Here is a 20,559-nt window from a genome sequence, read left to right as displayed (position 1 = left end):
CGTGGCCGGGTAAACACGCGTTGGACCCTTGCGCAGGGATAAGTTCCAACAGGCCAGTCTTCGATACACCGGTGAAATAGCGGCGCATCCCTGCATCCACTTTGCAGGCGTGCAACGTATTCCTTGCAGGAGCCGCGACCTCAGCGACGGCCCCGCCTGACAGGCAGTGGATTTCTTATTTCTCGGACGGGTGAACAGGTGAATGGAATTGCGGCGCTACGTGGATTAACCTGCCAGCATTCGAGCGATCAACGGGGTCGTCGTTATTCATTGTGGAGAGTGCCCATTTCTTCTGTCGACGCCGATGAACTGCGGCAATTACTGGCTCAGTGTTCTCTGGGCGACCGCCGCGCTTTCGAAAGCCTCTACCGCAGGGTTTCGGGACATCTATTCGCCGTCGCCCTCCGTTGCATGGGTCACCGCGATCTGGCTGAAGACGTCGTGCAGGAAGCCTTTGTGCGGATCTGGAACAGCGCCTCTCAGTACGATGCCACGCTGTCAGCGCCGATGACCTGGATGGTCAGCATCACTCGCAACAAGGCGATCGACCAGTTACGTAAACACCGTGAAGAGCCACTGACGGACGAACAAGCCCAGGCGCTGTTCGACCAGACGCCTTCCGCTCACGAGCAAATGGAAAGCCAGCGTGATGCCAAAGCACTCCAGCGTTGCCTCGACACGCTCGACGGCATGCAGCGGCGGTCAATCATCACCGCGTATTTTCACGGTGCGTCGCACAGCGATCTGGTGACACAGCTCGGTGCGCCGCTGGGAACGGTCAAATCCTGGATCCGTCGAGGCATGGACCGTCTGCGCAGGTGCCTTGAATCATGAACTATCGCCACCCCGAGTTACGCCGCGCATTGGCCGCCGATTACGCCATCGGCCTGATGCCTTCGACCGCCCGCAGACGCTTCGAAAGCCTGTTGCTCGACGATCCGAACCTGCGCGCGGAAGTGGCGCAGTGGCAGGAAGGCCTGGTCGGCCTGACTGCGTCCCTGGAGCCCCAACCCGTCCCCGAGCGGGTATGGCAACACATCCTCGCGAGGATCGAACCGCAGCGCCTGCATGTGCCGGAAAAACAACCGTTCTGGAGCTGGATGCGCGTCACGGCCATGGCCTGCACGCTGCTCGTCGCCGTCATCGTCGGCGTGATCTATAACCGCGACACACCTGACTTCAACGCCACGCTGGTCGCGTCCAACCAGCAACCTGCGCTGACGCTGCAAGCCTTTAACCGTTACCTGAAAGTCGAACCTCTCACCGTCGGATCCGTAGAAGCCGGGCGCAGTCTGGAACTGTGGGCCATTCCGGCAGATGGCGTTCCAGTCTCGCTGGGCGTCATCCCGGATAACGGCAAAGGCCGTGTCGAGCTCAACGAGCGCCAGCACAACTTGCTGGGGCCGCAGACCACGATGGCGATCACGCTGGAACCGAAAGGCGGCTCGCCATCCGGCAAACCGACCGGGCCGGTTCTGTATAAGGGGCAGTTGGCGTCGCTGTGATGCCGGTGACGGTCCATCGACATAATCCGCCTCCCCGGCTTGAACACTGGGGCGGGCTGACGATAAACGGAGCGCTGGCGCTTCAGAACAACTGCGCGGGCACTGGCGTTTTCGACGAACACCTTCGCCGAATTGCCTGTCGACAGACGAAAAAAAGCGACCCGAAGGTCGCTCTTTCCGCTGCCTGCACCTGCTTTAAGCGGCGCTGAACATTTTGTGCGGGTCGATCACGAATTTCTTCGGTACGCCAGAATCGAACTCACCGTAGCCACGCGGTGCGTCGTCCAGGCTGATGACCTGCACGCCGACCACTTCGGCGATGTTGATACGGTCCCACATGATCGCTTGCATCAGCGCACGGTTGTACTTCATCACCGGGGTCTGGCCGGTGTGGAAGCTGTGGGATTTCGCCCAGCCCAAACCGAAACGGATACTCAGGCTGCCCATTTTGGCGGCAGCGTCGACCGCACCTGGATCTTCTGTCACGTACAGCCCCGGGATACCGATCTTGCCGGCAACACGGACCACACCCATCAGCGAGTTGAGCACGGTGGCCGGTGCTTCAGCTTTGACGCCGTCATGGCCGTGACCTCGGGCCTCGAAGCCGACACAGTCAACAGCGCAGTCCACTTCAGGCTCGCCCAGCAATTCGGCGATCTGTTCGTGCAGCGGCGTGTCTTTGGACAGGTCGGCAATTTCAAAGCCCTGTGCCTTGGCGTGAGCCAGACGCACCGGGTTGACGTCACCGACGATGACCACTGCCGCGCCGAGCAGACGGGCCGAAGCTGCGGCCGCCAGACCAACAGGACCGGCACCGGCGATGTACACCGAGCTGCCAGGGCCGACGCCGGCGGTCACTGCGCCGTGATAACCGGTTGGCAGGATGTCCGAGAGGCAGGTCAGGTCGCGGATTTTTTCCATCGCCTTGTCGCGATTCGGCAGCTTGAGCAGGTTGAAATCGGCGTAAGGCACCAGCACGTATTCGGCCTGGCCACCGGTCCAGTCGCCCATGTCGACATAACCGTAAGCACCACCGGCGCGAGCCGGGTTGACGGTCAGGCAGACACCGGTGTGTTGTTCCTTGCAGGACCGGCAGCGGCCGCAAGCAACGTTGAAAGGCACAGATACCAGATCGCCGATTTGCAGGTTTTCGACGTCGCTGCCCTTCTCGATCACCTCACCGGTGATCTCGTGACCCAGGACCAGGCCGACCTGAGCAGTGGTGCGACCGCGAACCATGTGTTGGTCCGAGCCGCAAATGTTGGTGGAGACCACGCGCAGGATGACGCCGTGCTCGATCTTCTTGCCACGCGGGTCCTGCATTTTTGGATAGTCAATTTTCTGTACTTCGACCTTGCCAGCGCCGAGATACACCACACCACGATTACCAGACATGCTTTCACCTCGCTGAATTGTTTTTATGGATGCAGCTGTGTAACGGAGAAATGCGTTGCTTGGTGTTGCTGCAACGCACTGGTTGCTCTGGATTTGAACTCGTTCATCGCGCCCTGTAGGAGCGCGCTTGCCCGCGAACCAGACGGCGCGGTGTATCAGACAGACCGCGTCAGCGTTCATCGCGGGCAAGCGCGCTCCTACAAGTCAAAGCACTACAGTCCTGTTGGCGTTCAGGAACACCCGCCGTTCAATGTGATACCCCACCGCCCTGGCCAGGGTCAGGCCTTCGATGTCGCGACCCTTTGCGATCAGGTCCTCAGGGTAGTGACTGTGGTCAACCACCTCGACACCCTGGGCAATGATCGGCCCTTCATCCAGATCGTTGTTGATGTAATGCGCGGTCGCACCGACCAGTTTCACGCCTTTGTTGTAGGCCTGGTGGTAAGGCTTGGCGCCCTTGAACCCTGGCAACAGCGAGTGGTGAATGTTGATGGCGCGGCCATCAAGCTTGCGGCACAGCTCGGGCGACAGCACTTGCATGTAGCGAGCAAGCACCACGAGTTCGGCGCCGGTGTCCTCGATCACTTGCATCACCTTGGCTTCCTGCGAAGGTTTGTCATTGGGGTCGAGAGGGAAATGGTAGTAGGGAATGTCGTGCCAGCGCGCCAAAGGTTCGAGATCGGGGTGATTGGACACCACCGCGACGACGTCCATGGACAGTTGGTTGATGCGCTGGCGATACAGCAGGTCGTTCAGGCAGTGATCGGCTTTGGATACCATGATCACGACTTTTGGCCGGTAATTCGGCGCAGTCAGCTCGAAGACCATGCCAAATGCCTCACCGCGCTCGGCAAGACCGGCACGGAAAGAGGCTTCGTCAAAGCCCTCAGGCTGACGGAATTCGACACGAATGAAGAAACGGCTGGAGAGCCGGTCATCGAACGAATGGTGTTCGGTGACGTAGCAGCCCTGTTCGAACAGGTAACGCGTCACCGCGTCCACCGTGCCCAGCACACTCGGGCAGTCGGCAGTCAAAATCCAGGTATCGGGGGCGCGGCTCATGGGGTGTTCCTCTGTCGGATCGTTCCCACGCTCCGCGTGGGAATGCAGTTCAGGACGCTCCGCGTCCTTCACGTGGGACGCGGAGCGTCCCGGGATGCGTTCCCACGCGGAGCATGGGAACGATCAGTGCTTACGCCGCGACGCCAAGACCATATTCAGCACTCGCGTCCTGCAGCCACAACCACCAGTAATCGGCGAAGCTGCGGCGGATCACCAGTTCCCAGGTTTCTTCGCCGGTACGACGGATCACCAGTTGCGACTTGGCGAACACCGTGCCGACGGCCTTGCCCACCGGGAAGTTGCTGGGGTGAACGTCATAGCTGGTGGACTTCATCAGCACTTCGCGGACTTTCGGGCCGGTCAGCTCCAGCAGCGATTGACCGCCACTGACGTTGACCACCTGAATGTGCAACCCGGCCAGCGCTTCGCGCAGTTTCTGCTCGACGGCGAATTCTTCACCGGTCGGAACGATCAGCAGCCACTCATCCGGGCCCATCCATTGAATCGAGCTTTCACCACTGGTGACCAGCGCCAATGCGCCCGGCAGTTCCATGCCCAACGCCTTGTGGACGCCCGCGGCGAACGCTGGATCATGGGCGTCGCCGCGAATGGTCAGGTGGCCCAGCAGTTTTTTCTCGCGCAGCACCACACCCGGATTGGTGCGGCCTTTACCAACCAGGCTTTTGAGGTCGGCATGAAACAGCGGCGACTCGACTTTGACGTCGGTCGTGGGCCGCTGTTGGTAAACGTTGGCTGTGGTCATAGAGCACCTGTTTTGAATTCTGTTATTTCAGTGAACGCGAACCTTGTAGGAGCGTGGCTTGTCCCGCGATAGCAGTCTGCAGGTCACCGCGATGGCGACGTGTTAATCGCATCGCGGGACAAGCCACGCTCCTACACAGGAAGCAGCGCAATACAGGGAAATTACTCCACGTTCTGCCGGTCACCCTTCGGATCGAAGAACACCGAGGACACGATTTCCGCCTCTATCACCGAGCCATCGGCCTGAGGCGAGAACACGCGCTCGCCCATCCGCTTGAGGCCGCCCTTGACCACGCCCATCGCGAACGAGTAACCCAGCGAGTTCGCCGCGTAGCTCGACGTCACGTGACCGACCATCGTCATCGGAATCGACTGCTTTGGATCGAAGACCAGTTGCGCGCCTTCCGGCAGCCACTTGTTCGGGTCGATCGGTTTCAGGCCCACCAGCTGCTTGCGGTCTTCACGCACACAGTCTTCACGGTTCATGCCGCGCTGACCGATCCACGAGAACGGTTTGGTACGACCCACGCACCAGCCCATGTTCAGGTCGTCCGGCGTCATCGAGCCGTCGGTGTCCTGACCCACAATGATGAAGCCCTTCTCGGCACGCAGGACGTGCATGGTCTCGGTGCCGTACGGGGTCAGGTTGTACTTCTTGCCCGCCTCGGCAATTTTTTCCAGAACGCCCATGGCGTAGTCGGCCTGGATGTTCACTTCGTACGACAGTTCACCGGTGAACGAAATACGGAACACTCGTGCCGGAACACCCGCGACCAGACCTTCTTTCCAGGTCATGAACGGGAACGCTTCACGCCCCAGGTCGATGTCGGTCACTTCGCTGAGCAGCTTGCGGCTGTTCGGGCCGGACAGGGTCAGGGTCGCGTAGTGGTCGGTCACGGAGGTGAAGTACACCTTCAGGTCCGGCCATTCGGTCTGCTGATAAATTTCCAGCCATTGCAGGACGCGTGCAGCACCGCCCGTGGTGGTGGTCATGATGAAGTGGTTGTCGGCGACGCAGGCGGTCACACCGTCGTCGAAGACCATACCGTCTTCTTTACACATCAGGCCGTAGCGCGCCTTGCCCACGTCGAGCTTGGTCCAGGCGTTGGTGTAGATGCGGTTCAGGAACTCACGGGCATCCGGGCCTTGAATGTCGATCTTGCCCAGGGTCGAGGCGTCCAGCAGACCAACGCTGTCGCGCACGGCTTTGCATTCGCGGCGGACGGCAGCGTGGATGTCTTCACCGGCTTTCGGGAAGTACCACGGACGTTTCCACTGACCGACGTCTTCGAATTCGGCGCCGTTCTTGACGTGCCAGGCGTGCAGCGCAGTGAAGCGCACAGGCTCGAAGATGTGACCGCAGTGACGACCGGCAACGGCGCCGAACGTCACCGGCGTGTAGTTCGGACGGAACATGGTGGTGCCCATCTCAGGGATCGAGACGTTCAGCGAGCGGGCCGCGATAGCCAGTCCGTTGACGTTACCCAGCTTGCCCTGATCGGTGCCGAAGCCCAGCGCGGTGTAGCGTTTGACGTGCTCGACCGACTCGAAGCCTTCGCGGGTCGCCAGTTCGATGGCCGCCGCAGTGACGTCGTTTTGCAGGTCGACGAATTGTTTCGGCGCGCGGGAAGTTCCCTTCTCGTGCGGCACCTGGAACAGCGCCAGGGTCGGCTCTTCAACGCGGCTCAAGGCTTTCGGCATGACGCCTTCGACCGGCTGGAAACCGGCTTCGCTAGCAGCACGGACGCCACCTTCGAAACCATCGGCCAGCGAGTCGGCCAGTGCGTAGACGCCGTTCACGCCACCCACACACACGCGCTTCTGAGGAGCTTCACCCGGCACGAAACCGAGGATGTCCTCACGCCAGACCGGCTTGCCGCCCAAGTGGGACGCCAAGTGAACGATCGGGCTGTAACCGCCGGAGCTGGCAACCAGGTCGCAGTCGAGCCATTCGCCAGGGCTTGTGACCTTGTGCGCTTTGACATCGATGGCGGCCACGCGAGCACCGGTGACGCGCTTGCTGCCTCGAGCTTCGATCACGGCACTGCCGGTGAGGATGCGAATGCCTTTGGCACGCGCTTCTTCAACCAGTGCGCCACGAGGGTTGTGGCGTACATCGGCTACGGCGATGACTTGCAGGCCGGCATCGAGCCAGTCCAGCGCCACGCGGTAGGCGTAATCGTTGTTGGTCGAGAGCACCAGCTTCTTGCCTGGCGCCACGCCATAACGGCGAACGTAGGTGGACACGGCACCGGCCAGCATGTTGCCCGGTACGTCGTTGTTGCCGTAAACCAGCGGGCGCTCGTGAGTACCGGTGGCCAGCACGACACGCTTGGCACGAACGCGGTGCATGCGCTGACGCACCTGGCCGATCGGCGCGCGATCACCAAGGTGGTCGGTCAGACGCTCGTGAATGGTCAGGAAGTTGTGGTCGTGATAGCCGTTCACGGTAGCGCGCGGCAGCAGGATCACATTGGACAGACCTTTGAGCTCGGCGACGACCGTGGCTACCCACTCCGCCGCTGGCTTGCCGTCCAGGCTTTCACGGGAATCCAGCAGACTGCCGCCGAATTCTTCCTGTTCATCGGCCACGATCACGCGAGCACCGCTGCGCGCTGCCGCCAGTGCAGCAGCCAGACCCGAAGGGCCTGCGCCGACCACGAGCACGTCGCAGTGGTGGTTCATGTTGTCGTAGGTGTCCGGATCGTTTTCAGTCGGCGAACGACCGAGACCGGCGGCCTTACGAATGTACTTCTCGTAAGTCATCCAGAACGATTGCGGGTACATGAAGGTTTTGTAGTAGAAGCCCGGCGGCATCAGCTTGCCGCCGACCTTGCCGAGAATCCCCATCATGTCGGTGTTCACGCTCGGCCAGCCGTTGGTGCTGGTCGCAACCAGGCCCGAGTACAGCGCTTGTTGGGTGGCGCGCACGTTCGGGATCTGGGTGGCTTCGGTCGCACCGATCTGCAGGACCGCGTTCGGCTCTTCCGAACCGGCGGCGAAGATCCCGCGAGGACGCGAGTATTTGAAGCTGCGGCCGATGACGTCGACGCCGTTGGCCAGCAGGGCTGCGGCCAGGGTGTCGCCTTCAAAGCCTTGATACGTCTGGCCGTTGAAGTTGAAGTTCAGGACCTTGCTGCGGTCGATGCGGCCGCCATTGGGCAGACGATTGGACTGGCTCATACCTTGTCTCCCTTCCCGACGGCTGGAACCTTGTTGACGAATTGCGGCTTGGCGCCAATCGGATAGGTTTCGAGAATTTCGTAAGTCACGGTGTCACGCGTGGCGTTGAAGTACTGACGGCAACCGGCTGCGTGAATCCACAATTCGTGGTGCAGGCCGCGCGGGTTATCGCGGAAAAACATGTAGTCGCCCCACTCTTCGTCGGTGCAGGCGGCCGGGTCCAGTGGACGCGGGATGTGAGCCTGACCTGACGCGTGGAATTCCTCTTCGGAGCGCAGTTCGCCACAGTGAGGACAGAAGATATGCAACATAAGGAAATTCTCCTGTTAGTGGGCGACGGCCGCAGCGCCGTGTTCGTCGATAAGGGCGCCGTTGTGGAAACGGTCGATGGAGAACGGTTTTGCCAATGGGTGCATTTCACCCTTCGCAAGACTGGCTGCGAAGACGTTGCCCGAACCCGGGGTCGCCTTGAAGCCACCGGTGCCCCAACCGCAGTTGAAGAACATGTTCGGCACCGGCGTCTTGGAAATGATCGGGCACGCATCCGGCGTGGTGTCGACGATGCCGCCCCACTGACGGTTCATGCGCACGCGCGACAGCACCGGGAACATCTCGACGATGGCCTGAATGGTGTGTTCGATGACCGGGTACGAACCACGCTGACCGTAGCCCACCCAGCCGTCGATACCGGCGCCGATCACCAGGTCGCCCTTGTCGGACTGGCTGATGTAGCCGTGTACGGCGTTGGACATGATCACGCTGTCGATAATCGGTTTGATCGGCTCGGACACCAGCGCCTGCAGCGGGTGGGATTCGACCGGCAGACGGAAGCCCGCAAGCTTGGCCATGTGACCCGAGTTACCGGCGGTCACCACACCGACGCGCTTGGCGCCGATGAAGCCTTTATTGGTTTCAACGCCGATGCACACGCCGTTTTCCTTACGGAAGCCAGTCACCTCGGTTTGCTGGATCAGGTCCACGCCCAATGCGTCAGCGGCACGGGCGAAGCCCCAGGCCACGGCGTCGTGACGCGCGACACCGCCGCGACGTTGAACGGTCGCACCGATGATCGGATAACGGGTGTTCTTCGAGCAGTCCAGGTACGGGATCTCTTCGGCCACTTGCTTGCCGTTGAGCAGTTCGCCGTCCACGCCGTTCAGGCGGTTGGCGCTGACCCGACGCTCGGAATCACGCATGTCCTGCAGGGTGTGGCACAGGTTGTACACGCCGCGCTGCGAGAACATGACGTTGTAGTTCAGGTCCTGAGACAGGCCTTCCCACAGTTTCATCGCGTGTTCGTACAGATGCGCGGACTCGTCCCACAAGTAGTTGGAACGCACGATGGTGGTGTTACGGGCGGTGTTGCCGCCGCCCAACCAGCCCTTCTCGACCACGGCCACGTTAGTGATGCCGTGCTCTTTGGCCAGGTAGTAAGCCGTGGCCAGACCGTGACCGCCGCCGCCGACGATGACCACGTCGTAGACTTTTTTCGGGGTCGGCGTGCGCCACATGCGCTGCCAGTTTTCGTGGTGGCTGAGGGAGTGTTTGAAGAGGCCGAAGCCTGAGTAATGTTGCATGGTGCTACTCCTGACTCAGCGGTAAACCGGGAAATCGGCACACAGGGCGGCGACCTGACCGGCAACATTGGCCTCGACATCGGCGTCGCCGAGGTTGTCGAGAATGTCGCAGATCCAGCCCGCCAGCGTGATGCATTGGGTGACCTTGAAACCGCGGGTGGTGACAGCCGGGGTGCCGATACGCAGGCCCGAAGTCACGAACGGCGATTGTGGGTCGTTCGGAACGGCGTTCTTGTTCACCGTGATATGGGCGCGACCCAGTGCAGCATCAGCATCCTTACCGGTGAGGCCCTGACGGATCAGGCTGACCAGGAACAAATGGTTGTCTGTGCCACCGGAAACCACGTCGTAACCACGATCGATGAACACCTGCGCCATGGCCTGGGCGTTGTCGATCACCTGCTGTTGATAAGCCTTGAAGCCGGGTTCCATGGCTTCTTTAAAGCACACGGCCTTGCCAGCGATGACGTGCATCAGCGGGCCGCCTTGAGCGCCAGGGAACACGGCAGCATTGAGCTTTTTCTCGATCTCTTCGTTGGCCTTGGCCAGGATCAGACCGCCACGAGGGCCACGCAGGGTTTTGTGCGTGGTGGTGGTGACGACGTCAGCGTACGGCAGCGGGTTCGGGTACAAACCGGCGGCGACCAGGCCGGCGACGTGCGCCATGTCCACGAACAGCAGCGCGCCCACTTTGTCAGCGATCTGACGGAAGCGAGGGAAGTCCAGCGTCTTGGAGTAAGCCGAGAAACCGGCAACGATCATCTTGGGCTTGTGCTCAACGGCCAGGCGCTCGACTTCGTCATAGTCGATCAGACCGGTTGTGGTGTCGATGCCGTACTGAACTGCGTTGTAGAGTTTGCCCGAGGACGACACTTTGGCGCCGTGGGTCAGGTGGCCGCCGTGGGCCAGGCTCATGCCCAGAATGGTGTCACCGGCTTGAATCAGCGCCAGGTAGACGGCGCTGTTGGCCGACGAACCGGAGTGCGGCTGAACGTTGGCGTAATCGGCCCCGAACAGTTGTTTGGCGCGGTCGATGGCCAGTTGCTCGACCTTGTCGACGTACTCACAGCCGCCATAGTAGCGCTTGCCCGGATACCCTTCGGCGTACTTGTTGGTCAGGCCGCTGCCTTGAGCTTCCATCACGCGCTTGCTGGTGTAGTTCTCCGAGGCGATCAGCTCGATGTGATCTTCCTGACGCTGATCTTCGGCATTCATCGCTGCCAACAGTGCATCGTCATAACCCTGGATTTGGTCTTGCTTGCTGAACATCGCGGTTCTCCCAGCGGCGGCGCGGCGCCTGAATTGTCGTGTTGGGGCTTTTGAATCACCCCTTGGCAGCGATGGTATGGCCGACGCTGACTGGCTAGATGCCTACGGGCGCCACACAAAGGTGCGTTTACGACATGGGCTGGCGGGGAGAGATAAAGGCTGGATTTTGGCGAACCATACCCGGCCACAAAAACACTCACTTGTGGGAGCGAGCTTGCTCGCGAAGGCTGAGGATCAGGCGCTGAAGCCATATCGAATGTACCGACGTCTTCGCGGGCAAGCTCGCTCCCACAAGCTCGACGAACGGCACGGAATGCGTTCTTACCGTTCAGAAATCAAAAATCCCCCGGCGATACGCTGAGGGATTTTGGGAAGGCCAATGTCGCAATCAGACAGATTTCGGAGGCAACAGCCCGTCAGCCCGGAACATCCCGCGAATGCCACGCACCGCTTGACGAATCCGGTCCTGGTTTTCGATCAGGGCGAAACGAACGTGATCGTCGCCGTACTCACCAAAACCGACACCCGGCGAAACGCAGACCTTGGCCTCCAGCAGCATCTTCTTGGCGAACTCCAGCGAGCCCAGGTGCGCATAAGCCTCAGGGATCTTCGCCCAGACGTACATCGACGCTTTCGGGTTTTCGACCATCCAGCCCAGTTCGTGCAGACCTTTGACCAGCACATTGCGGCGCTGGCGGTATTGCTCGGCGATGTCGAGCACACACTGTTGGTCGCCTTCCAGTGCGGCAATCGCAGCGACCTGCAGCGGCGTGAACGTGCCGTAGTCGTGGTAGCTCTTGATACGGGCCAGGGCGTTGACCAGTTCAGGGTTGCCGACCATGAAGCCGATACGCCAGCCCGCCATGTTGTAGCTCTTGGACAGGGTAAAGAATTCCACCGCGATGTCTTTGGCGCCCGGCACCTGCATGATCGACGGGGCTTTCCAGCCGTCATAGACGATGTCGGCATATGCCAGGTCGTGAACCACCAGCACGTCGTACTGCTTGGCCAGCGCCACCACGCGCTCGAAAAAGTCGAGTTCGACGCATTGGGCCGTCGGGTTCGACGGAAAGCCCAGAATCATCATCTTCGGCTTGGGGATCGAGCCACGAATGGCTTTCTCCAGCTCGGCGAAGAAATCAACGCCAGGCACCAGCGGAACGGAGCGCACCTGGGCCCCGGCGATGACGGCGCCGTAGATGTGAATCGGATAGCTGGGGTTCGGCACCAGCACCGTGTCGCCCTGATCGAGGGTGGCAAGCATCAGATGCGCCAGACCTTCCTTGGAGCCGATGGTGACGATGGCTTCGGTTTCGGGGTCGATGTCGACCTCGTAACGTTTTTTGTACCAGCTGGAGATCGCCCGACGCAGACGCGGAATGCCACGCGAAGTCGAGTAGCCGTGAGTGTCTTCACGTTGGGCGACAGTGACCAGTTTTTCGACGATGTGCGGCGGCGTTGCCCCATCCGGGTTGCCCATGCTCAGGTCGATGATGTCCTCACCACGACGACGAGCGGCCATTTTCAGCTCGGCAGTGATGTTGAACACGTAAGGGGGGAGTCGATCGATGCGCGCAAAGCGGCGCGGCGAACTTTGGTCAGCCATGAGATGCCTCTGAAGACGTAAGCGCCCGGAACCGTCCGAGCGACGCTGGCCACTGCGGTGGCCTGGTGCGGAAGATAAGGGCGCTGATGGCGCTTTGTCTACAGAGATTTCAGTGCCATGCAACAAACGCTGAACACCGCAAAACCTGTAGGAGCGCGCTTGCCCGCGAATGCGGTGTGTCAGTCACCGATTATGTATTTGATCTGACGCATCGCGGGCAAGCGCGCTCCTACAGGGGACTGAGTCAGGCGAGGATCTGTCGCACCCCGAACAACAGCAGGAAATGCAGCGGATAGATCAGGTAGGCCCAGCGCCGCATTGGCCAGACGCTAAACCCAGGTCGCCAGCGCAGCAGTGCCATTCCCATCCACGGCCCGGTCAGACAGGCGATCAAAGCGCCCACCGAGATCGGATCGCCCCACAGCATGCCGTCGATGATCTTCGGCCACTCGTTGCTCAGCAGGCACACCATGCCCGGCAGGACCGCCAACCACAGCGATCTCCTCAGCACGAGCAGGAAAGCGGTCGGCAGCAATACGCCGTAGATGCCAAACATCAGCAAAGGTGCGAAAGCGACACCCAGGCCCAGCGCCACCACCGCCAGAATTCGCGTGGACCAGGCACGGCTGCTCGCACCTTGCGCGACCAACAACCCGAGCACCAGCGTGGGCAGCACGTTGAGCGTCGTGACTTCGCCAGCCATGTACAACCGATACGGAAACTCGGCGATGACAGAAAACACCGCCAGCCATCCCAGGTATTTACAGCGAATACCGGGGTGAGCCGGTCGCGAGACGTTGCGCCCGACATTCACCGCAATCGCCAGGCAAAACCATGCAAAGGCCAGTCGGCCGGGCACGTAAAGCCAGTCTGCCGACCATCCGACATAACGCAGGTGATCGAGCACCATACTGAACATCGCCAGCCATTTGATCAGATCCAGCGCACGGTCACGGGCCGGTTGTATCGGGGAGTTTGCCTCGCTCATCTTGCTCCGCTGTTTGACTGAATTTTCTGACGCAAGAATGCATGACCAAACCCTTGAATCTTGGTTACAGTCGCAGCCTTCGATTACAGGGAACCGGCCATGTCAGACCAAAGCCAGCAGTTTGCCAGCGATAACTACTCGGGAATCTGCCCCGAAGCCTGGGCGGCCATGGAGCAAGCGAACCACGGCCATCAACGCGCGTATGGTGACGACCAATGGACAGCGCGGGCGGCCGATCAATTCCGTCAGTTGTTCGAAACCGACTGCGAAGTGTTCTTCGCCTTCAACGGTACGGCCGCCAACTCATTGGCGCTTTCATCGTTGTGCCAGAGTTACCACAGCGTCATCTGTTCGGAGACCGCCCACGTCGAAACCGACGAATGTGGCGCGCCTGAGTTCTTTTCCAATGGCTCGAAGCTGCTGACCGCGCGCAGCGAGAACGGCAAGTTGACCCCCGAATCGATCCGCGAAGTCGCGCTCAAGCGGGCCGACATTCACTACCCCAAGCCACGCGTCGTGACCCTGACCCAGGCGACTGAAGTGGGCAGCGTGTACCTGCCTGAAGAGTTGAAAGCCATCAGCGACACCTGCAAGGAGCTGGGCCTGAACCTGCACATGGACGGCGCCCGTTTCGCGAATGCGTGTGCCTATCTGGGCTGCACGCCCGCTGAGTTGACCTGGAAAGCCGGCATCGATGTGCTGTGCTTTGGCGGCACCAAGAACGGCATGGCGGTGGGCGAAGCGATTCTGTTCTTCAACCATAAACTGGCCGAAGACTTTGACTACCGCTGCAAACAGGCCGGGCAACTGGCGTCGAAAATGCGCTTCCTGTCAGCGCCGTGGGTCGGTCTGCTGGAAAACGACGCCTGGCTCAAACACGCACGCCACGCCAACAGCTGCGCGCAGTTGCTGGCTCAACTGGTGAAAGACATCCCCGGCGTGGAATTGATGTTCCCGGTGCAGGCCAACGGCGTGTTTCTGCAACTGTCCGAGGCGGCCATTGCAGCGCTGACAGCCAGGGGCTGGCGCTTCTACACCTTCATCGGCAGCGGCGGAGCCCGGTTCATGTGCTCATGGGACACCGAAGAAGCACGCGTACGTGAACTGGCGGCGGACATCCGGTTGGTGATGGGGGCCTGATCGGCGGACGTGTCAAAACGAATGCCGATCAACTGTAGGAGCGTGGCTTGTCCCGCGATCGAGCGCGAAGCGGTCGTAAACCGGCCAGCGCGATTTTTCTGGTGTAACGCATGCACCGGATTGACGACGACTGCGTCGCCGATCGCGGGACAAGCCACGCTCCTACGCCTGCGGCCGAAGCAAATGTTCAGATCGCCGACGATCTGAGCCCGGCAAACGTTATCGTCACCCCTGCGAAATCACCTTCTCGATCACCTCGACCGTCGCGCTGACCTTGTCCTCATAACGGATTAGCTGCTCGGCATGTTGCTGCTTGAGTTCGATCTGCTTCGAGCACAGGTTCAGCGCCGCCAGCACCAGCAGGCGGTCGCCGATGAGCGTCGGGTAATTGCGCTTGGTTTCCGACAACGCCGACTTGAGCATGACCACCGCATCCATCAATGCCTGCTCTTGCCCGGCAGGTGCCTTGATCGTGTAGTCGTTGCCGAGAATGGAAATGACTTTGGTGGCGTCGCGGTCGATGATCATGCGCTGACCGCACTGGCGCTGGTGGCGCGATCGACCAGCGCCTGAATACGAGCGGCTGTGGCGCCTTGCTTCTCTTCCTGCTCCAACAGGCTCAACTGCAGACTGTCGTTGTCATCCCTGGCTTGTTTCAGCTCTTCAGCGAGCTGCGCATTCGTGTTCTGCAGGTCCTGGTTCTGCTGTACCAGGTCACCGACGAGCTTTTCCAACTGGCTTAGGGATGCTTCCAACATTTTGATATCTCAGGCAAATTTCAAAGGGCGCGTACGATAAAGAAAACTCACTCCAGCTACCAGTGAAATCAGGGCATTTACGCCACTACACCGGCCAGAAACGCACGTGTTTTTCACTTCAATCCCGCAAACGCATCAGGGTCCTGATTGACTGCGTTTTCCCCCTCTTGTTCCTGCTGTTCGTCAGATCAACCGCCTGCGACATAAACGCGCAGTATCGGACAAAAGGGGTCAAGTCCAGCCGCGCCCGACCGATAAGCCATCATCTCAACCCTTTTTCCTTCGCACGCACGGATCGCGGCTTTCTCAGGAACCGTCATGTCCCTACGCAATATGAACATAGCGCCGCGCGCCTTCCTTGGTTTTTCCATCATTGGCTTGCTGATGCTGATCCTTGGCATCTTCGCGCTGACCCAGATGAGCAAGATCAACGACGCCACGGAAACGATGGCGGGCAACAGCATGCCAAGCATCAAGTCGCTGGATAAGCTGACCGAGACAAGCATTCGCCTGCGCGTGCTGTCCTATCGCCTGATGCTCAATCGCGACGCTGACACACTGCAGAAAACCGTCGACCTGCTGGCCATGCGAAACAAACAGATCGACGACGCCCGTGCGATCTACGCCAAAATGATCTCGGCCCCGGAAGAGCAGGCGGCCTACGATCAGTACCTCGTCTTGCTCAACGACTATCGTCGGCTCGAAGAGCGCATGAAGTCGCTGAGCAGCGCCAACAAACTCGACGAGCTGACCACCCTGCTCAGCGCCGAGCTGCAGACCAACTCGGACCAGATGAACGTCGCACTGGGCAAGCTGGTGGAGATCAATACCCAACAGCTCAATGACACCAACAAGGAAGCGACGCGGCAATATTCGACTGCGTTCACCATGGTCGTCACGCTGCTCATCATTGCTACTGTCCTGACCCTGCTGTTCGCCTGGCTGCTGACCAACAGCATCACTCGGCCAATTGCCTCCGCCCTGAAAGCCGCGGAAGAAATCGCCGAGGGCGACCTGACCCGGACGATTCACGTCGATGGCACCGACGAAGCCGGTCGCCTGCTGACGGCCATGCTGAAAATGCAGTCCAAGTTGCGCGATACGCTGCAACGCATTTCCGGTTCGGCCACCCAACTGGCGTCGGCAGCGGAAGAACTGAACGCTGTTACCGATGAAAGCGCCCGAGGCTTGTCGCAGCAAAACAACGAAATTGAACAGGCCGCAACGGCCGTCAACGAGATGACCAGTGCCGTTGAAGAAGTGGCGCGTAACGCGGTGAGCACCTCCGAAGCGTCGAAAAACGCGACCGCCTCGGCCAGCGACGGTCGCGACCTGGTGCAGGAAACCGTCAGCGCCATCGAACGCATGAGCGGCGACGTGCAAAGTACCGCAACGTTGATCGGTAACCTGGCAGACGAGTCCCGCGACATCGGCAAGGTGCTGGACGTAATTCGTGGTCTGGCGGATCAGACCAACCTGCTTGCCCTGAACGCCGCCATTGAAGCTGCACGTGCGGGCGAAGCCGGCCGTGGCTTTGCCGTCGTGGCCGACGAAGTGCGCGCACTGGCGCACCGCACTCAACAATCGACCAGCGAAATCGAACGCATGATCGGCAGCATTCAGGGCGGCACCGAGCAGGCGGTGAATTCAATGCGCAGCAGCACCGAACGCGCCGAGTCGACGTTGAACATTGCCAAAGGCGCAGGCGTGGCGCTGGACACCATTAACAGCGCGGTGGTGGAAATCAACGAACGCAACCTGGTCATCGCCAGCGCGGCCGAAGAACAGGCACAAGTGGCCCGGGAAGTGGACCGCAACCTGGTGAACATCCGCGACCTGTCGACTCAGTCGGCAACAGGCGCACACCAGACCACTGCGGCCAGCAGTGAGCTGTCGCGCCTGGCGGTGGATTTGAACGGCATGGTGGCGCGGTTCAGGTTGTAAGCAACCCGTTGATCAGCCTGCAGGAAGGCGCTTGCCTGCGAAAAAACAACGCGATTTCTCAGCTAGACCGCGTCATCGTTCATCGCGGGCAAACGCGCTCCTACAGGGGGCGTGGCGAATCCGATCAGTATTCGATACGAACGTCGCCTTTCGGCACGCTGCAGCACGACAGGATGTAGCCCTCTTCCACGTCTTCGTCGGTAATCCCGCCGTTGTGCTCCATCTCGACTTCTCCGCTCAGTTTCATGACCTTGCAGGTCCCGCAGATCCCCATGCCGCAGGCTTTGGGGATCATCAGGCCGAGTTTCGCAGCTGCCGCATGGACGGTTTCGCCCGGCGCCACGCGGATGCTCTTGCCGGTGTCGGTGAACTCCACCTGATGCAGTTCGGCCACATCGACTTCTGGCGCATCGGCCGCCTGCTCGGCGTGCTCGACAGCGTCGGCGCGCGCTTCCGGTGGCGTCGCACCAAAGGACTCCTCATGGTATTGCGCCATGTTGAAACCGTTGGCTTCCAGCAGGCGCTTCACGGCATTCATGTAGGGCGTCGGACCGCAGCAGAAAACCTCGCGCTCCATGAAGTCCGGCGCCATCAGCTCGAGCATCTTCTGGTTCAGGTAGCCGCGATAACCGGCCCACGGCTCACCCAGCCCGTGCTTTTCGCAGACGATGTGAAGCGAGAAGTTGTTGATGCGCGACGCCATCTGTTCCAGTTCACGGTGATAGATGATGTCTTTGGGCGAACGCGAGCTGTGAACGAAGACCATGTCGACGTTGGCGTTGGTGTCGTAATACCAGCGCGCCATGGACATGACCGGCGTAATCCCGACACCGCCACTGAGGTAGAGAATCTTCGGATTCGGGAAGTCGATGGCGTTGAACAGCCCCACCGGCCCGTGAACCGCCAGCTCCTGACCCTCATGCAAGGTATCGTGCAGCCAGTTGGACACCTTGCCGCCCGGGACGCGTTTGATGGTGATCGAAAAACTGTAGGGCACCGACGGCGAGCTGGAGATGGTGTAGGAGCGCATGATGGGCACGCCTTCGATTTCCAGCTCCAGGGTCACGAACTGGCCCGGCTTGAAAAAGAACAGGATCGGCTGGTCGGCCATGAAGCAAAAGGTGCGAACGTCCCAGGTTTCCTGGATTACTTTGACGACCCGCACCAAGTGGCGGCCATTGGCCCAAGTCTGCGTATTGACCGGGCTGAGGAAACTCTGGGACATACTCACTCTCCACGGCCGACTGTCGGCCTCTTATGGTGGCGATTCTGCGTAACGCACGACGCGCCTATTTACCTATCAGCGACATTCACATACTTATGGCGACCAGCCCCGATCTATAGGGGTTACGTAGTCGGAAACGGATTCGGCCATGTCGCCCATGGATAAGGTTCACGTCGCGCCCGGCTACACACTCGCCGTCAATCGATTACAGATTTTTTATACATAAGGATGAGCGACAGAACGCACCGTCGCCTTGCTTGCAAACCCTCAACACAACCGTATCAGCCACATTCGTAGACCGTTGAAACCACGGTCTGAGGACTTGAAAGATGGACGTCACCGCAACTCTGAGCCTGGGCGATCCGCTGGAACCCGCACGCAAGGCCACCGCTGAGATGCTGCAGAACCGGGAGCGCACGTATTCGCTGCCGCAGCCTTTCTACAGCGATGAGCGGCTGTTTGAAATCGATATGCAGGAAATCTTTCAAAAAGAATGGCTGATCGCAGGCATGACCTGTGAAATACCGGCCAAAGGCAATTTCCTGACCTTGCAGATCGGCAAGAACCCGATCCTGGTCGTGCGTGCGCCGGACGGCTCGATCAATGCCTTCCATAACGTCTGCCGTCACCGCGGCTCGCGTCTGTGCACCAAGGAAAAAGGCAAGGTCGCCAAGCTGGTGTGCCCGTACCATCAGTGGACCTATGAACTCGACGGCCGCTTGCTGTACGCAGGCACCGAAATGGGCGCTGACTTCGACATGAAGCAGTTCAGCCTCAAGCCAGTGAACTGCAAGGTGGCCGGCGGCTACATCTTCATCAGCCTGGCGGACAACCCACCCGCGATCGATGAGTTCCTGCAGACGCTGAATCACTACATGGAACCGTACGACATGGACAACACCAAGGTGGCGGTGCAAACCACCTTGATGGAAAAAGCCAACTGGAAGCTGGTCCTGGAGAACAACCGTGAGTGCTACCACTGCAACGGTTCCCACCCTGAGCTGCTGAACACCCTGCTGGAATGGGACGACGTCACCGACCCGCGCGCTGACCAGGCCTTCAAGGACCACGTGGCCGCGTCGGCGGCTGCATGGGAAGCCGAAAAAATCCCGTTCGCTCACGCCAGCTTCGGTCTGCGCAACCGCATCGTGCGCATGCCGCTGCTCAAGGGCACCGTGTCGATGACCATGGACGGCAAACAGGGCAGCCAGAAACTCATGGGCCGCATCAAGAACCCGGACCTGGGGTCGATGCGCATCCTGCACCTGCCGCATTCCTGGAACCACTGCATGGGCGACCACGTCATCGTGTTCACCGTGTGGCCGATCAGCGCTCAGGAGACCATGGTCACCACCAAATGGTTGGTGCACAAGGACGCCGTCGAAGGCGTGGACTACGACGTCGCGCGCCTGCGTGAAGTCTGGGATGCGACCAACGATCAGGACCGCCGTCTGGCTGAAGAAAACCAGCGCGGCATCAACTCCGTCGCTTACCAGCCAGGCCCGTACTCCAAAACCTACGAGTTCGGCGTGGTCAACTTCATCGACTGGTACAGCGCCAAGCTCCTGGAAAACATGGGCGCCGAGCCTGCGCCATATTTGAAAGGCGTGGCGGTCAATCACGAGTAATCGGCAGTGATCCCCCCTGTGGGAGTGAGCTTGGTCTGGGCGGCACTCCGACGAATGCGGTGGTTCAGCACCATTAACAATGACTGACACGCCGCATTCGCTGCCCTCGTAACCTCGGACGTCTCCTACAGGGTCCGCGTCGTTCTGAAGTCATCGGGACGACGCTAATACTGTAGGAGATTCTATGTTTGGGGGGCAACCCCCGAACGTTTCGTAGGGTCATACTCTTCCCGTTTCTTCATCAGCGAGAAGGCCACCCCTGCCAGCTTCCTGCTCAATATCGTCAATGCTTCAGTTCTGGCTTTTCCCTCGCCTATTTTCTTCTCGTAATACGGCTTCCATGTCGCCGATCGGCAGGCGGCCATTGAAGCGTTGAAGCCTAGTCGGCGTACCTCAGGGTCGCCTTTTTTGCTTAGCCGGCGGCGACCTGATTTGTTCCCAGAGTCCGACACCCGCAAGTCCAGCCCCAGGTAGGCGATATACGCATCCACATTTTTAAACTCGCCTCGAAGAAAGG

Annotated in this window: 18 protein-coding genes; 5 read left to right on the top strand and 13 right to left on the bottom strand. The window is 60.1% G+C overall.

The features are described from left to right. Positions 1 to 198: 198 nt before the first annotated feature. Positions 199 to 834, top strand: coding sequence for a sigma-70 family RNA polymerase sigma factor (locus BMY73_RS25540; RefSeq protein WP_092410612.1), 636 nt, complete (start codon positions 199 to 201; stop codon positions 832 to 834). Continuing rightward, a complete protein-coding gene (locus BMY73_RS25535; protein WP_092410610.1) occupies positions 831 to 1,505 on the top strand; it encodes an anti-sigma factor in 675 nt (224 codons plus the stop codon). The genes BMY73_RS25540 and BMY73_RS25535 overlap by 4 nt, the downstream gene beginning before the upstream one ends. A gap of 195 nt (positions 1,506 to 1,700) precedes the next feature. Here BMY73_RS25535 and fdhA read toward each other — a convergent pair whose 3' ends face one another. The 9 genes from fdhA to BMY73_RS25490 form a co-directional block, all read right to left on the bottom strand. Beyond that, positions 1,701 to 2,900, bottom strand: coding sequence for a formaldehyde dehydrogenase, glutathione-independent (gene fdhA / locus BMY73_RS25530; protein ID WP_062385327.1), 1,200 nt, complete (start codon positions 2,898 to 2,900; stop codon positions 1,701 to 1,703). Positions 2,901 to 3,104: 204 nt separating this feature from the next. Then, positions 3,105 to 3,962, bottom strand: a complete 858-nt coding sequence (gene purU / locus BMY73_RS25525; RefSeq protein WP_062385328.1) for a formyltetrahydrofolate deformylase — start codon at positions 3,960 to 3,962, stop codon at positions 3,105 to 3,107. Positions 3,963 to 4,092: 130 nt separating this feature from the next. Beyond that, positions 4,093 to 4,725 carry a sarcosine oxidase subunit gamma gene (locus tag BMY73_RS25520; protein WP_062385330.1) on the bottom strand — a complete coding sequence of 211 codons (633 nt, stop codon included), beginning with the start codon at positions 4,723 to 4,725 and terminating at the stop codon, positions 4,093 to 4,095. Between the two features lie 161 nt (positions 4,726 to 4,886). Continuing rightward, positions 4,887 to 7,907: a sarcosine oxidase subunit alpha gene (locus BMY73_RS25515; RefSeq protein WP_092410608.1), complete on the bottom strand. Its 3,021-nt coding sequence runs from the start codon at positions 7,905 to 7,907 to the stop codon at positions 4,887 to 4,889. Further along, a complete protein-coding gene (locus BMY73_RS25510) occupies positions 7,904 to 8,218 on the bottom strand; it encodes a sarcosine oxidase subunit delta (protein WP_062385333.1) in 315 nt (104 codons plus the stop codon). Before BMY73_RS25510 ends, BMY73_RS25515 begins: the two co-directional genes overlap by 4 nt. A gap of 15 nt (positions 8,219 to 8,233) precedes the next feature. Beyond that, positions 8,234 to 9,484 carry a sarcosine oxidase subunit beta family protein gene (locus tag BMY73_RS25505; protein ID WP_062385335.1) on the bottom strand — a complete coding sequence of 417 codons (1,251 nt, stop codon included), beginning with the start codon at positions 9,482 to 9,484 and terminating at the stop codon, positions 8,234 to 8,236. A 15-nt stretch (positions 9,485 to 9,499) separates the two neighbouring features. Further along, a complete protein-coding gene (gene glyA / locus BMY73_RS25500) occupies positions 9,500 to 10,753 on the bottom strand; it encodes a serine hydroxymethyltransferase (RefSeq protein WP_062385337.1) in 1,254 nt (417 codons plus the stop codon). 388 nt (positions 10,754 to 11,141) lie between these two features. After that, the gene (gene alaC, locus BMY73_RS25495; protein WP_062385342.1) at positions 11,142 to 12,359 is read right to left on the bottom strand and encodes an alanine transaminase; all 1,218 of its coding nucleotides are present in this window, start codon (positions 12,357 to 12,359) and stop codon (positions 11,142 to 11,144) included. 244 nt (positions 12,360 to 12,603) lie between these two features. Next, positions 12,604 to 13,347, bottom strand: coding sequence for a TraX family protein (locus BMY73_RS25490; RefSeq protein WP_092410606.1), 744 nt, complete (start codon positions 13,345 to 13,347; stop codon positions 12,604 to 12,606). Between the two features lie 99 nt (positions 13,348 to 13,446). Here BMY73_RS25490 and BMY73_RS25485 point away from each other — a divergent pair, with 99 nt between their 5' ends. After that, positions 13,447 to 14,487, top strand: a complete 1,041-nt coding sequence (locus BMY73_RS25485; protein WP_062385345.1) for a threonine aldolase family protein — start codon at positions 13,447 to 13,449, stop codon at positions 14,485 to 14,487. Positions 14,488 to 14,712: 225 nt separating this feature from the next. Here BMY73_RS25485 and BMY73_RS25480 read toward each other — a convergent pair whose 3' ends face one another. Both BMY73_RS25480 and BMY73_RS25475 read right to left on the bottom strand, forming a co-directional pair. Beyond that, a complete protein-coding gene (locus BMY73_RS25480) occupies positions 14,713 to 15,015 on the bottom strand; it encodes a cell division protein ZapA (protein ID WP_092410604.1) in 303 nt (100 codons plus the stop codon). Continuing rightward, on the bottom strand, positions 15,012 to 15,245 hold the full coding sequence (locus BMY73_RS25475; protein WP_062385348.1) for a hypothetical protein: 234 nt from the start codon (positions 15,243 to 15,245) through the stop codon (positions 15,012 to 15,014). The genes BMY73_RS25480 and BMY73_RS25475 overlap by 4 nt, the downstream gene beginning before the upstream one ends. A gap of 318 nt (positions 15,246 to 15,563) precedes the next feature. On the opposite strand from BMY73_RS25475, the gene BMY73_RS25470 reads away from it, so the two are divergent. After that, entirely contained in the window at positions 15,564 to 17,189 is a 1,626-nt protein-coding gene (locus BMY73_RS25470) for a methyl-accepting chemotaxis protein (protein ID WP_092410602.1), read from the top strand. Positions 17,190 to 17,313: 124 nt separating this feature from the next. Here the strand turns inward: BMY73_RS25470 and gbcB are convergent, their stop codons facing one another. Continuing rightward, a complete protein-coding gene (gene gbcB, locus BMY73_RS25465; protein ID WP_062385351.1) occupies positions 17,314 to 18,414 on the bottom strand; it encodes a glycine-betaine demethylase subunit GbcB in 1,101 nt (366 codons plus the stop codon). A gap of 329 nt (positions 18,415 to 18,743) precedes the next feature. Between gbcB and gbcA the strand changes: the two genes are divergently transcribed. Beyond that, positions 18,744 to 20,042 carry a glycine-betaine demethylase subunit GbcA gene (gene gbcA / locus BMY73_RS25455; RefSeq protein WP_092410600.1) on the top strand — a complete coding sequence of 433 codons (1,299 nt, stop codon included), beginning with the start codon at positions 18,744 to 18,746 and terminating at the stop codon, positions 20,040 to 20,042. Positions 20,043 to 20,224: 182 nt separating this feature from the next. On the opposite strand, the gene BMY73_RS25450 is transcribed toward gbcA, so the two are convergent. After that, positions 20,225 to 20,559 (bottom strand): transposase (locus BMY73_RS25450; protein ID WP_139214282.1); only part of this gene is annotated, 335 nt, incomplete at its 5' end.

The organism is Pseudomonas sp. NFACC02, assembly GCF_900110765.1.
Taxonomy (GTDB): domain Bacteria; phylum Pseudomonadota; class Gammaproteobacteria; order Pseudomonadales; family Pseudomonadaceae; genus Aquipseudomonas.
This window is presented reverse-complemented; position numbering and strand designations above follow the sequence as displayed.

Coding starts and splice junctions, on each gene's coding strand:
- BMY73_RS25535 (WP_092410610.1), top strand. CDS start 831: ATGAACTATCGCCACCCCGAGTTACGCCGCGCATTGGCCGCCGATTAC.
- fdhA (WP_062385327.1), bottom strand. CDS start 2,900: ATGTCTGGTAATCGTGGTGTGGTGTATCTCGGCGCTGGCAAGGTCGAA.
- purU (WP_062385328.1), bottom strand. CDS start 3,962: ATGAGCCGCGCCCCCGATACCTGGATTTTGACTGCCGACTGCCCGAGT.
- BMY73_RS25520 (WP_062385330.1), bottom strand. CDS start 4,725: ATGACCACAGCCAACGTTTACCAACAGCGGCCCACGACCGACGTCAAA.
- BMY73_RS25515 (WP_092410608.1), bottom strand. CDS start 7,907: ATGAGCCAGTCCAATCGTCTGCCCAATGGCGGCCGCATCGACCGCAGC.
- BMY73_RS25510 (WP_062385333.1), bottom strand. CDS start 8,218: ATGTTGCATATCTTCTGTCCTCACTGTGGCGAACTGCGCTCCGAAGAG.
- BMY73_RS25505 (WP_062385335.1), bottom strand. CDS start 9,484: ATGCAACATTACTCAGGCTTCGGCCTCTTCAAACACTCCCTCAGCCAC.
- glyA (WP_062385337.1), bottom strand. CDS start 10,753: ATGTTCAGCAAGCAAGACCAAATCCAGGGTTATGACGATGCACTGTTG.
- alaC (WP_062385342.1), bottom strand. CDS start 12,359: ATGGCTGACCAAAGTTCGCCGCGCCGCTTTGCGCGCATCGATCGACTC.
- BMY73_RS25490 (WP_092410606.1), bottom strand. CDS start 13,347: ATGAGCGAGGCAAACTCCCCGATACAACCGGCCCGTGACCGTGCGCTG.
- BMY73_RS25485 (WP_062385345.1), top strand. CDS start 13,447: ATGTCAGACCAAAGCCAGCAGTTTGCCAGCGATAACTACTCGGGAATC.
- BMY73_RS25480 (WP_092410604.1), bottom strand. CDS start 15,015: ATGATCATCGACCGCGACGCCACCAAAGTCATTTCCATTCTCGGCAAC.
- BMY73_RS25475 (WP_062385348.1), bottom strand. CDS start 15,245: ATGTTGGAAGCATCCCTAAGCCAGTTGGAAAAGCTCGTCGGTGACCTG.
- BMY73_RS25470 (WP_092410602.1), top strand. CDS start 15,564: ATGTCCCTACGCAATATGAACATAGCGCCGCGCGCCTTCCTTGGTTTT.
- gbcB (WP_062385351.1), bottom strand. CDS start 18,414: ATGTCCCAGAGTTTCCTCAGCCCGGTCAATACGCAGACTTGGGCCAAT.
- gbcA (WP_092410600.1), top strand. CDS start 18,744: ATGGACGTCACCGCAACTCTGAGCCTGGGCGATCCGCTGGAACCCGCA.